We start from the raw sequence: 10,079 nt of genomic DNA, 5'->3' as shown, positions 1-10,079 counted from the left end.
GCCATCGTTGTTGCCACCGTTGTTGCCATCGTTGTTGCCGCCGTTGTTGCCATCGTTGTTGCCGCCGTTGTTGCCACCGTTGTTGTCGCCGTTGTTGTCGCCGTTGTTGTCGCCGTTGTTGCCGCCATTATTGACATTGCCGTTGTTATGATTGTTTTGATTTTCGTCGGTGCCGTTATTATTTTGTCCTGGCTGCTGTTGGTTGTTTCCATTTTCATTTGGTTGATCGATAGAAGGAGTTTCGTTTTCTTCTCCTCCTGGAATCCGCACGCTTGTTAACGCCGGTTTGCTTGTAAGTTCATCTTCTTTGGCGTAGACAGCTATCGTATACACAGCGCCTGGAGTTGGGTTGCTGATCGCAATCGTTTCATCTTTCGTCGTTACGACATTACCTGCCCCTTTGTCGGTTTTAACGTGTACTTCAAAAATGGTGTTGTCATGTTTATCACTATATTTCCACGAAACGGAAATGGTATTTGTTCCTTGGTCATATGACGCCTGCAAATTCGTCACGGACGGCAGTGTTTCTGGTTCATCTTTCGCCGTTTCGGTCGGCTCCGTACCGCGGACAAAGCATTCATACATAATTTCGCTTTCCGGAGTGTATTTGCTTGCCAATTTTGGCGGGTTTGTTCCTTTTTTAATTGGCAGTTTTACCACGCTATCCGGCATTTTAAAATCGCTGCCGCCGTCGTCCACATGGGAAATAACTTGTTTAAACAGCAGTTTCGAAATGCGTTGTTCCCATTTTGATAAATCGGCGGTGCTGCTTCGTTTGCTAAAGCCGGTCCATACAGCGGCCGTATAGTTTGGCGTGTAGCCGACAAACCAGCTGTCCGGCACGGCGCGTTCGGACAGGCCGTATTGTCTTACGACTTCAGCTGGATAGTTGGTCGTTCCCGTTTTGCCGGCAATATGGAGTCCCGGAACGTTAGCCGCCGTTCCTGTACCATATTGGACGACCGATTTTAGCATATCGGTAATCATGTACGCTGTATAGTCTTTCATCACTTTTTTCGGTTTCGGTTTTAAGTCCATCTCTGTGCCGTCCGGAAAGACAATTTTTGTGACGGCATGCGGTTTAATGTAGACACCGTTATTGCCAAAAGCGCTGTATGCTCCAGCCATTTGCAGCGGAGAAACGCGGTTGGCGATACCGCCGATAGCATACGCTTCTTCGACTTGGTCAAAGCCCATGCCGAGCCGGTTGGCGAATTCTTTGGCGCGTTCTTTTCCAACGGCTTGGAACGTTTTTAATGCCGGGATGTTGCGCGATGTTGCCAGCGCATAGCGCATTGTAATCGGTCCTAAGTATCTTCTGTCGGCGTTGCGGATCGGTTTTCCGTTTGAGTAAGTGTATGGTTCGTCGACAATTTGATGAGCGGTCGACCATTTTAAATATTCAATGGCTGGACCGTAATCTAAAATAGGTTTAATCGACGAGCCAGGCTGGCCGACAGGCTGGATTGCATAGTTGAATCCAAACTTCACGTTTTCCCGGTGGCGCCCGCCGCCGAGCGCACGAATTTCACCTGTCTTTGTATCTATTAGGGCAATAGCAGACTGCAAATCTTTTTTATCGGTAAATAGCGTATCTGAATTTAATAGATCTTCTACATATTGTTGCGCATCCTGATCTAATGTTGTATAAATTTTTAGTCCGTCTTCAAAGACGTTGACGTTTGCTTGATCGGTGACTTCCTTGATCACCTCATCGATAAATGCGTCGTACGGAATGGAATTTTGATGCTTTTTCCGTTCAACCAGCATCGATTTAATCGGAACCTGTTTTGCTTTTTCTGCCTCTTCTTTTGTGATAAAGCCATGTTGTGCCATAAGCGACAGCACGACATCGCGGCGTTTTTTCGCTGCTTCCGGGTGATCATACGGGTTGTAGTTGTTTGGACTCTGCGGCATCCCGGCGAGCAGCGCTGCTTCCGGCAGCGTCAAATCTTTTAAATTTGTTTTCCCAAAATAATATTCTGCTGCTCTAGCGACACCATAAATGTTGTCGGAATAATAAATTTTGTTTAAATACATTTCTAAAATTTCATGCTTCGAATATTTTTGCTCCAAACGTAGTGCAAGCCATGCTTCTTGTGCTTTCCGTTTTAACGTTTTTTCTGGAGAAAGAAAAGTCATTTTTACAACCTGCTGAGTAATGGTGCTTCCGCCTTCCGAACCAAACCCATCTTTGATGTTGGCGACAACCGCTCCGGCAAGCCGGATCAAGTCGACGCCGTGATGCTCGTAAAAGCGCGCATCTTCTGTGGCCAATACAGCATCCTCTAACACTTTTGGAATGTCTTTATAAGAAATATATGTGCGCTTAGAGCCGTCAAGGCCGAGTTCAGCCACTTTATGGCCATCCATGTCGTAAACAATGGACGAAAGCGGATCTTTAATTTTTGCTTCATCAAGCGGCGGCGCATCTTTAATAAAATAAGCGAATGTAGCAATTCCGCCCGCCATTCCGATCACCATCAACAGCAAAACAGCAATAACTAATTTTTTAAAAAGCGAAAAGTCCTTTTTCTTTTTCGCTTTCTTTTGTTTAGTCTGCTTTGCAGCTTGTTTTCGTTCTACACGAGAACGATATTCACCAGACATAAGCGAATCCTGCCTTTCTTAGAATTTTGCATCGGTTCATCAATGAGAAAAGTAAACTTTTTCTACTACACTAATATAATCAATTCTCGGTTGGTAGCCAAGTGCAATGTAGTGACCGTGCTGTTCGATATCTCGTTTCGGAATCGATTTTCTTCCGCCCGCCTGCTGTTTTTGCCAGTAAGCAATTAAATGATGTGCATCGAGAAGATACACTTCATTCAGTGTGGTAAACCGCAAAATAACAAAGCAAATTCCGCCATGCCGCATCACTTGCTCCATGTGGTGAATTTGGTGTTCATGAAAATTTTTTAATGGAAATGATGTTTTATTTTTCGTTTCTTTTGCTTCAAAGTCAATATATTTGCCGCGGTAAACGCCGTTGTAGTCGGTGGTGGAAGCTTGTTTGAAATATGCTTCTTTGATCACGGCGGCGCTTCGTTTCGGATAGTCGACACGGACGATTTGTATTGGTGTCGGCTTTTTATGAATGACAGCGATCCCTTGTTCACGGTAATATTCATTCGTCGCGTTCAAATCTTCTTCGAGAGTCATCCCCCGGTTTCCGTAATGGGCTTGAAATGGACGGACAGATTGATTGGTTTCGTTTGTCCTGTATATCCTTCCGCCGGGATATTTGAATGCCATCCACCCTCATCTCCTTTGAATGTTTTTTATTATACCACAGGAGAGTGAAAAAAGGGGGGATTCAAGAAATATTGAAATTATCTCACTACATACAAGATTACGCAAATCATTGTTTTTCTTGACCGTATACTGCGATGCGGATATGTCGAATTTGTTCGAAGTTATGACGTTTGCTACTTTCTTTGCCGAAATAATTCTAGTTTTGTCACATAGGCAGGGAGCCAGCGTTCCATCGCGAATTGATTATCATCATGCATGAAGAATGGGGGAGACAAGAAATGAGCAAGCGGTTCGTCAAAAAAGAGGAAGTGGAAAGAGAGCTGCAGGAAATTTTTCAATTGATCCAGCAGGTAGATGAGAAAATGGAAAAAGTGATTGCCGAAGTGATTGAGGAACGCTACGGACAAAATAAAATACAGCTTGACCAATTGCAGGAACAGCTGACCAATGTCGAGCGCCAGCTGCATCGTGCTGATGCGGAGCGGGAACCGGGACTTCCGCTTTCCTCAAAATTGTACTTTGTGTAATTTGTTTCCTACAGGCGCAAATGGTATGGTATAGTGAAAGTATGCGTTTGGAGGAGATGGACGTGGAAAGACAATTAAAAGTGTTGACAGAACAGTTGTTGGATTATAATCAAAAAATACTAGCAATTTCCCGGCAGGCTCATGAGCAGAAACGGGAGCCTGACTTTTTTGCAGAGGTGAAGCCGTTTGCCGATCAGGTAAAACAATTGTTGGATGAATGGAAACAAATAGCCATCTCATGGGTGAAAAAAGCGCAGCCGAAGCATATTCATGAGATTCAAATCGAAACGGTGGGGGAAAATATCGAAAAAATAAGTGTGGAAGCATTTTACCCATCCGTTTCTGAGCGGCGCATCAAGCAGTTTTGCCGGTCGGTGGAATATACGCTGTCGCTCGTATTGGAGCGTTTGGAACAAGAGCTCCGCAATGGGCAATAATGAGTGAAAAAGCTGTCTCCTAAAGAAGACAGCTTTTATTGTCATAAGTCTTTTTCCACTTTTACGGAAACAGGACCGTTGTTTTCCGTGGCAACGGTGTTAATTTCGTATTCGACGCGTTCCGTATGTTTCGGTGGAACATTGTTTCCATGCTTCGGTTTTTCGTGGTCATGGCCTTTTAACTTATGTTGAAAATGCACGCCTCGACCCATGACAAACACCCCCTTGGTATTACTTTGGGGTAAGCAACGGCGAAATATGCAAAAAAAGAGGGGAAAAGTGCCCTCTATTATAAGCCTGCATACTCGTTTTTATAGTCCGGTTTATAAGCACCGGCAAGTTCTAGTTCGCGGGAAAGGTCGCGGTATTCGGCGATGGTGATTTCCCCGCGTAAATACATGTGGCGGGCGAAATCAAGCAATTCATTCACATCCGCCGGTTCGTAGTTTTTTACAGCAATAAATTTGTTTTTTAATTCCGCCATGTTCATCCTGCTTTCCCCCTTCACCTTTTTATTAATAGTACCATGAAAAATATAGAAGGACTATAAATTCGGAAAATTAAAACTTCCGACAATTGCTGACATGTCCCTGCTCACGTTTTTCCGCTTTTGTACATATACTGATGACAGCCTAGAAATTGGGAGGGGAAGCATAATGTATCGGTATCCGCGTCCGTTTTCTGCACCGTTTTCTGCTCCTATGCCGTATCCACATGTATGGCATCCGTATCATCCATATTCTTATGCTTCAATGCTGCCAACTCATTGGCCTGGCGTGCACCAAGGGCATCCCGCTGCCACTTTGTATCCAACGCCATACCCAAAACCTCGCCCGGTGTTGGCAGGGCCGGCGCCTGGTATTCAATCATTAATGGCACAGTTTAAAAATTCAGACGGCACGTACGATATCAATAAAATGATGAACACGATGGGACAAATGATCAACACCGTCAACCAAGTGAACGGAATGCTGAAAGGATTAATTAGCACCTTTAAAAAATAATCAACTCCTCCGCACCAGCCCAAAGGAGTTTGCTTTATGAACCTCTCCCACCTTCATCCCATAAAGAGAAAGAGGTGGGAGTTTCTTACCATTTCCATCGAAGAAGTTTCTGCGCGGAAGAAGGCGGCTTCCTTCTACTCGATGCATGCATCGGAAGTCTTCCCAGTCGATTCGGTAAGCAACATCGGCTTTTCGACCGGCGGGGCGGTCCAACCCTTCTACTACTTCTTGCTTACGCAATCCGTAGATACGTCAGATTCATTTGTACGTTCCAGTATTTGAAGGCGCCGTGCAGCGCCTTGCTTACCTTTTTGACATTTCGATTGGCGTCGCTGAATCTCCGCCAGTTTTTTATTCCGCAATCGGTGAAGGGAGAGTATTTTTCTTCCCGTGGTGGGGAGGGCTTGTCCGTTTTCGCAAAACGCGCCGATGGTGTGTACTTCTCCAAGATCAATTCCGATGGAGGAACCCGGTTTGTACGCTTTTGCCTTTTGCCCATCCTCATGCGTCACAGCCAAATAAAGGCCTTGATCCCAGCAGCATTCGATTTCTTTAATCGTTCCTTTTGGCAGATGAGACGCATACACGACGATCGGCTTTTCCCGTTTTCCGTGATGAATGCCCATGGAGAGTTCGATTTTTCCGTTTTCGTAAACCTTGAAACCGTCTTTCGTCCATTTCGTTGGGAAATGCTTCTTTTTCTTGTGGGGATAGCGGGCAGCATGTCCTTGTTGGATCGCGTGGTGTGCGGCTTGTCTTGCGAAGAGGTATTGGTGGCAGACTGCTTGAATCGTTTAGCTGTGGAGATGGAACTTCCTTTTTGTTTGTTTTTGCAGTTCGTTTTTGGTGATCCAGCCTCCAGGCTGGAGGAAGTGTTCTTTGGCTAAGCGGAGGCATTCATTCCAAACACGGGCAGATTCGCGATTGCAGGCGTATAATCGATCTAAATCCACTTTCGTTGCTTGAAAGAACACTTTTTGGCCACGAAGCATGAGCATTTCCTTTTTTCTTTGTTTGATGGATGGTTTAATTATAGTACATATGTTCGTTTTTGAGAATCAAAAACTTCCCGATTCATCTCCCTCCTTCACCCTCGTTTAGAGGAAGGAGACTTCTCGGGAAAAACGTTAAATTAGCAGTTCATACACTTCATTTAGCTGATATACCCGTTCAAAATCGCGCTCATCCATCGCATAGCGAATTTCATGAGGCAAAATGCGGTCTAAAAATGCGGTTTCTTCTTGTGACAGGTCACGTACAAATTCCCCTTCGCTTTTATACGGCTTGCTTAGCAGCTTTTTATAAATGCGTCGAGGGGTGTCATCGTGATATTCCAGATAGTTGGATAAAATTTCCCGTAAATACGCCAACGTCTTCTCCATTATGCTTCCTCTCCTTTAAAAAACGCTTCGAATGTTTTGCTGACATTTTTCTTCCCTTGCGCGTAAGGATTTTCTTCTGTCGCTTGTTTCGGATCCAAATTCGTTTTAATCACTAACATTGGTTCGTCAGACGGCTCATTAATAAGCCGGTCTGTTAATTGCCTAAAATCGGGCAGGTTTTTCATGATTCGGCACCTCCTATAAGTAGAGTGGATTAAGCGAAACAAAAGTATGTATAGCGTAAGAAGCGATTAATGAAGCAGAAAACGGCATAAGCTAACAAAGAACGATTCATTTAGGGGGTGAAATGACGTTGACAAACCGGAATGACAACCGCGAGCGGAAAAATAAATATCCAAACAACCGGGAAGAAATAGCGAAAGAATGGGATATCCAGAAGGATCCAACACCGGAAATCAACAATAAATATGGAAGCAAGTCGCATAAAAATTAATAGAAGAAAGGGATGCCCGTTTGTTTAGGCATCCCTTTCTTTTATTCAATCTCGATATATTTCCGTTTTTGCGGCAGGCGAATGACGAGCTTTCCGTTTTGAAAAGACGCTTTCACATCTTTTTCGCTTACCGGGTAAGGAAGTGGAATCATGCGGGAAATATGCTGCTGCGTTTGTCGCTTTTGATACACATGCCCTTGATCGTCGAGCGATTCGATCGATTCATGATGATGGACGATCAGCTGCAAATGATCGTCTATAAATTGCAGCTCGATTTGGTTTCGTTTTACATTTGGGAGATGAGCGATAATCGTATATTCATCTTTTGTTTCGTGGACGTCAATCGGGATATAGACTTGGGAAAACGTTTGTTGAAAGTATTCATCTAGCGTTTCCATCATTTTCTTTAGGGGCCGTTCGTCTAAAAATTGATCGAACATTTTCCATAAATGGCCAAACGGATTCTCATTTCCTTCATGTTTCATCGGCGGCTGAAAATGTTCGCCCATTTCCTACAGCTCTCCTTTCGGTCATTTCTTAGTTTTAAATGTATGTGCCAAAATGGAAAAAGTCACTGTTATTTTTTAGGAATTTTTAATGTATTTTTAACATGGTGGAAATATAATGACATCAGTAAATAAAAGCTATACCGCATACTGCTTTGTTGGCGCTTGCGAGAAAAAGCCGCCAGCAAACGAAAAGGGGGAAGGAGCAATGCATATTTTTCACTGGTTTGTTACCCTGTTTTTCTCGGGAACAGCTGTCTCGCTTCTCTCTTACCAGGCAGTCGAAATTGTTCAAGCGATTATTGACTTTCTAGTCGATCGCCATTCGTGAAGCGAACCAATTGTTTTCCATTGCTGATCGCATCTGGCGATTGGCTTTTCTTTTGATATGATATAACTAAGAGGGATATGCAACAACCAAACAAGTGAGGGAAAAAAGATGAATAACCGCATTTTAGTTATTGAAGATGAAGCGAATTTAGCGCGATTTATTGAGCTTGATTTATCCCATGAAGGATATGAAGTGCAGGTGAGCCATGACGGCAGAGAAGGACTCGAGCTTGCTTTGTCTGAAGAATGGGATTTAATTTTATTAGATGTCATGCTTCCGAGTTTAAACGGTATGGAAGTGTGTCGGCGCATCCGTGCTGTCAAACAGACTCCGATTATTATGATTACGGCAAGAGACAGCGTCTTTGACCGTGTCATGGGGCTGGATAACGGGGCGGATGACTATATAGTAAAGCCGTTTGCAATCGAGGAGTTGCTTGCTCGCATCCGCGCTTTATTTCGCCGCGTTCATCCGACTGCCCAAGAGCATGTGCTAACGTTTAAAGATATCACCGTCGATTTGAATGCCCGTACGGTGAAAAAAGGTGACCGATTCATTGAATTAACGAAACGCGAGTACGATTTATTAGTAACGTTTTTGCAAAATATAAATATTGTGCTCACCCGTGATACACTGCTTAACAAAGTATGGGGATTTGATACGGAAGTCGAAACAAATGTGGTTGATGTATACGTCCGTTATTTGCGGCATAAGCTCGATGAAAACGATAAAGAGCGGTATATCCAAACGGTGCGGGGCGCTGGATATGTGATGCGGTCATGAAACTTTTTCGGCCTGAAAACGTCTCATTAAAATGGAAGCTTACTTTTCTTTCCGCAGTGGCGATTTTTATTACTTATTTTATTTTCACCTTTTTGCAATATCATATTGTGAAACAGTGGCTGCTGAACGAAGAAGAAAAAGCAATGAAACAAATCATCGAAGAAATTGAAACCTATTACGGCGAAAAACGTAATATATCATGGAAGGATGTTCGCCAAAGCAGGCCGCTATTGGAAAAATTAAATGAAAAATATCAATTGATTCGTGTGCTTGACCGTGAAGGAAACGTCGTTGTCTCGGTTTCCAACGGCGCTTCGGTTTCCTTGTCGCCAAGCGCTGCTCCAAAAGAGCTGCAAATGGACTATCATTTTATCAACAATGAACGGTTTATTATGCTTCGCGAACCTTTGCATATCGGACCAGTACACGGAACGATCGAAATTGCGCGCCGTCTTGTAAAATTCCAGCACATGACCAATACGCTGTTTTTCATTATGACGGCTATCGGCGTTGCCGCCATGATTACGAGCGCTTTTATCGGCCGGCTTGTTGCGCGAAATTTTGTCGGGCGTCTGAAAGCGTTGACGAAAACGATGATGGATATTAAAAACAAAGGAATGGAAAAGCGCATCGATGTTCCGGCTTCCCATGATGAAATGTCGGAATTAATGATGATGTTTAATCAAATGATGGACGAAATTGAGCGTTCGTTTGACCAGCAAAAGCAATTTGTCGAAGATGCTTCCCACGAGCTGCGCACGCCGATCGCCATTTTAGAAGGCCATCTTTCGTTATTGCAGCGGTGGGGAAAACATAATCCCGACATTTTGGAAGAATCGCTGCAGGCGGCCATAAAGGAAACGGGGCGTTTGAAAAAACTAGTGCTGGAGCTTTTGGATTTGTCGCGCGCCGAGGCGATTACCATTCCAAACGATATAGTGTCGATTGATCCGCAACAAGCGGTTGAACAAGTTGTAAAAAACTTCCGCGTTTTGCATCCAGATTTTCAGTTTACTATCGACAATTCAGCAACACAAACAGCGCACATTCGCATGACGAAATACCATTTTGAGCAATTGCTGTTAATTTTACTTGATAATGCAGTAAAATATTCACAACAGGCTAAACAGGTGACGATTTTGATAAAGGAAGAAAAACGGTATGTGACGATTGCTGTCAAAGACTATGGCATCGGAATTCCGAAAGAGGAATTGGAAAAAGTATTTTTGCGTTTTTATCGCGTTGATAAAGCGAGAAGCCGCGAAAAGGGCGGTGTCGGTCTTGGCTTGGCTATTGCCAAGGAAATCATCGATAAATATGATGGACAAATTACGATAGATAGCGAAGTAGGCAAAGGGACAACGGTCGAGCTGGCAATTCCGAAAGCAGAATAGAGAAAG

The 10,079-nt window shown here is 43.8% G+C and carries 16 protein-coding genes; 7 read left to right on the top strand and 9 right to left on the bottom strand.

Annotation, left to right across the window (positions count from 1 at the left end; translation table 11 throughout):
• Nucleotides 1-2,610, bottom strand: a 2,610-nt coding sequence (locus tag HT574_RS19335) for a PBP1A family penicillin-binding protein (RefSeq protein WP_175245809.1), incomplete at its 3' end; no start/stop codon positions are given.
• 39 nt (nucleotides 2,611-2,649) lie between these two features.
• Nucleotides 2,650-3,255: a Holliday junction resolvase RecU gene (recU, locus tag HT574_RS19330; RefSeq protein WP_017436709.1), complete on the bottom strand. Its 606-nt coding sequence runs from the start codon at nucleotides 3,253-3,255 to the stop codon at nucleotides 2,650-2,652.
• A gap of 278 nt (nucleotides 3,256-3,533) precedes the next feature.
• Here recU and HT574_RS19325 point away from each other — a divergent pair, with 278 nt between their 5' ends.
• Both HT574_RS19325 and HT574_RS19320 read left to right on the top strand, forming a co-directional pair.
• A complete protein-coding gene (locus HT574_RS19325) occupies nucleotides 3,534-3,782 on the top strand; it encodes a hypothetical protein (protein ID WP_175245808.1) in 249 nt (82 codons plus the stop codon).
• A gap of 62 nt (nucleotides 3,783-3,844) precedes the next feature.
• On the top strand, nucleotides 3,845-4,219 hold the full coding sequence (locus HT574_RS19320) for a YppE family protein (protein WP_175245807.1): 375 nt from the start codon (nucleotides 3,845-3,847) through the stop codon (nucleotides 4,217-4,219).
• 41 nt (nucleotides 4,220-4,260) lie between these two features.
• Here HT574_RS19320 and HT574_RS19315 read toward each other — a convergent pair whose 3' ends face one another.
• Complete coding sequence (locus tag HT574_RS19315; RefSeq protein WP_017436712.1) at nucleotides 4,261-4,431, bottom strand: hypothetical protein; 171 nt, start codon at nucleotides 4,429-4,431, stop codon at nucleotides 4,261-4,263.
• Nucleotides 4,432-4,508: 77 nt separating this feature from the next.
• Nucleotides 4,509-4,709, bottom strand: a complete 201-nt coding sequence (locus HT574_RS19310) for a YppF family protein (protein ID WP_017436713.1) — start codon at nucleotides 4,707-4,709, stop codon at nucleotides 4,509-4,511.
• A gap of 166 nt (nucleotides 4,710-4,875) precedes the next feature.
• On the opposite strand from HT574_RS19310, the gene HT574_RS19305 reads away from it, so the two are divergent.
• Nucleotides 4,876-5,223: a YppG family protein gene (locus HT574_RS19305; protein ID WP_175245806.1), complete on the top strand. Its 348-nt coding sequence runs from the start codon at nucleotides 4,876-4,878 to the stop codon at nucleotides 5,221-5,223.
• Nucleotides 5,224-5,444: 221 nt separating this feature from the next.
• On the opposite strand, the gene HT574_RS20135 is transcribed toward HT574_RS19305, so the two are convergent.
• The 4 genes from HT574_RS20135 to HT574_RS19290 all read right to left on the bottom strand — a co-directional run bounded on the left by HT574_RS20135 (nucleotide 5,445) and on the right by HT574_RS19290 (nucleotide 6,790).
• Complete coding sequence (locus HT574_RS20135; RefSeq protein ID WP_254698733.1) at nucleotides 5,445-5,849, bottom strand: hypothetical protein; 405 nt, start codon at nucleotides 5,847-5,849, stop codon at nucleotides 5,445-5,447.
• A 168-nt stretch (nucleotides 5,850-6,017) separates the two neighbouring features.
• Nucleotides 6,018-6,215 carry a hypothetical protein gene (locus HT574_RS20130; protein ID WP_254698732.1) on the bottom strand — a complete coding sequence of 66 codons (198 nt, stop codon included), beginning with the start codon at nucleotides 6,213-6,215 and terminating at the stop codon, nucleotides 6,018-6,020.
• A gap of 135 nt (nucleotides 6,216-6,350) precedes the next feature.
• Nucleotides 6,351-6,605 (bottom strand): sigma-G-dependent sporulation-specific acid-soluble spore protein CsgA, encoded by a 255-nt coding sequence (locus HT574_RS19295; RefSeq protein WP_017436715.1) that lies wholly within the window; start codon nucleotides 6,603-6,605, stop codon nucleotides 6,351-6,353.
• The gene (locus HT574_RS19290; RefSeq protein ID WP_017436716.1) at nucleotides 6,605-6,790 is read right to left on the bottom strand and encodes a hypothetical protein; all 186 of its coding nucleotides are present in this window, start codon (nucleotides 6,788-6,790) and stop codon (nucleotides 6,605-6,607) included. Before HT574_RS19290 ends, HT574_RS19295 begins: the two co-directional genes overlap by 1 nt.
• Nucleotides 6,791-6,912: 122 nt before the next feature.
• Here HT574_RS19290 and HT574_RS19285 point away from each other — a divergent pair, with 122 nt between their 5' ends.
• A complete protein-coding gene (locus HT574_RS19285) occupies nucleotides 6,913-7,059 on the top strand; it encodes a hypothetical protein (protein WP_017436717.1) in 147 nt (48 codons plus the stop codon).
• 41 nt (nucleotides 7,060-7,100) lie between these two features.
• On the opposite strand, the gene HT574_RS19280 is transcribed toward HT574_RS19285, so the two are convergent.
• Nucleotides 7,101-7,568: an Hsp20/alpha crystallin family protein gene (locus HT574_RS19280; RefSeq protein WP_175245805.1), complete on the bottom strand. Its 468-nt coding sequence runs from the start codon at nucleotides 7,566-7,568 to the stop codon at nucleotides 7,101-7,103.
• A gap of 115 nt (nucleotides 7,569-7,683) precedes the next feature.
• Between HT574_RS19280 and HT574_RS19275 the strand changes: the two genes are divergently transcribed.
• The 3 genes from HT574_RS19275 to HT574_RS19265 all read left to right on the top strand — a co-directional run bounded on the left by HT574_RS19275 (nucleotide 7,684) and on the right by HT574_RS19265 (nucleotide 10,073).
• Nucleotides 7,684-7,896, top strand: coding sequence for a hypothetical protein (locus tag HT574_RS19275; RefSeq protein WP_175245790.1), 213 nt, complete (start codon nucleotides 7,684-7,686; stop codon nucleotides 7,894-7,896).
• A gap of 108 nt (nucleotides 7,897-8,004) precedes the next feature.
• The gene (locus HT574_RS19270) at nucleotides 8,005-8,679 is read left to right on the top strand and encodes a response regulator transcription factor (RefSeq protein ID WP_017436720.1); all 675 of its coding nucleotides are present in this window, start codon (nucleotides 8,005-8,007) and stop codon (nucleotides 8,677-8,679) included.
• Nucleotides 8,676-10,073, top strand: a complete 1,398-nt coding sequence (locus HT574_RS19265; RefSeq protein WP_175245804.1) for a HAMP domain-containing sensor histidine kinase — start codon at nucleotides 8,676-8,678, stop codon at nucleotides 10,071-10,073. Before HT574_RS19270 ends, HT574_RS19265 begins: the two co-directional genes overlap by 4 nt.
• Nucleotides 10,074-10,079: the final 6 nt, after the last annotated feature.

It is taken from the genome of Parageobacillus sp. VR-IP (assembly GCF_013357975.1).
Lineage (GTDB): Bacteria > Bacillota > Bacilli > Bacillales > Anoxybacillaceae > Saccharococcus > Saccharococcus caldoxylosilyticus.
Note: the sequence above shows the minus strand (reverse complement) of the source record. Positions and strands in the feature narration are given on the sequence as shown.

Excerpts from the sequence above, each read along its gene's own strand:
- recU (WP_017436709.1), bottom strand. The coding sequence starts at position 3,255 with ATGGCATTCAAATATCCCGGCGGAAGGATATACAGGACAAACGAAACC.
- HT574_RS19325 (WP_175245808.1), top strand. The coding sequence starts at position 3,534 with ATGAGCAAGCGGTTCGTCAAAAAAGAGGAAGTGGAAAGAGAGCTGCAG.
- HT574_RS19315 (WP_017436712.1), bottom strand. The coding sequence starts at position 4,431 with ATGGGTCGAGGCGTGCATTTTCAACATAAGTTAAAAGGCCATGACCAC.
- HT574_RS19310 (WP_017436713.1), bottom strand. The coding sequence starts at position 4,709 with ATGAACATGGCGGAATTAAAAAACAAATTTATTGCTGTAAAAAACTAC.
- HT574_RS19305 (WP_175245806.1), top strand. The coding sequence starts at position 4,876 with ATGTATCGGTATCCGCGTCCGTTTTCTGCACCGTTTTCTGCTCCTATG.
- HT574_RS20135 (WP_254698733.1), bottom strand. The coding sequence starts at position 5,849 with ATGGGCATTCATCACGGAAAACGGGAAAAGCCGATCGTCGTGTATGCG.
- HT574_RS20130 (WP_254698732.1), bottom strand. The coding sequence starts at position 6,215 with ATGCTTCGTGGCCAAAAAGTGTTCTTTCAAGCAACGAAAGTGGATTTA.
- HT574_RS19295 (WP_017436715.1), bottom strand. The coding sequence starts at position 6,605 with ATGGAGAAGACGTTGGCGTATTTACGGGAAATTTTATCCAACTATCTG.
- HT574_RS19290 (WP_017436716.1), bottom strand. The coding sequence starts at position 6,790 with ATGAAAAACCTGCCCGATTTTAGGCAATTAACAGACCGGCTTATTAAT.
- HT574_RS19285 (WP_017436717.1), top strand. The coding sequence starts at position 6,913 with ATGACGTTGACAAACCGGAATGACAACCGCGAGCGGAAAAATAAATAT.
- HT574_RS19280 (WP_175245805.1), bottom strand. The coding sequence starts at position 7,568 with ATGGGCGAACATTTTCAGCCGCCGATGAAACATGAAGGAAATGAGAAT.
- HT574_RS19275 (WP_175245790.1), top strand. The coding sequence starts at position 7,684 with ATGACATCAGTAAATAAAAGCTATACCGCATACTGCTTTGTTGGCGCT.
- HT574_RS19270 (WP_017436720.1), top strand. The coding sequence starts at position 8,005 with ATGAATAACCGCATTTTAGTTATTGAAGATGAAGCGAATTTAGCGCGA.
- HT574_RS19265 (WP_175245804.1), top strand. The coding sequence starts at position 8,676 with ATGAAACTTTTTCGGCCTGAAAACGTCTCATTAAAATGGAAGCTTACT.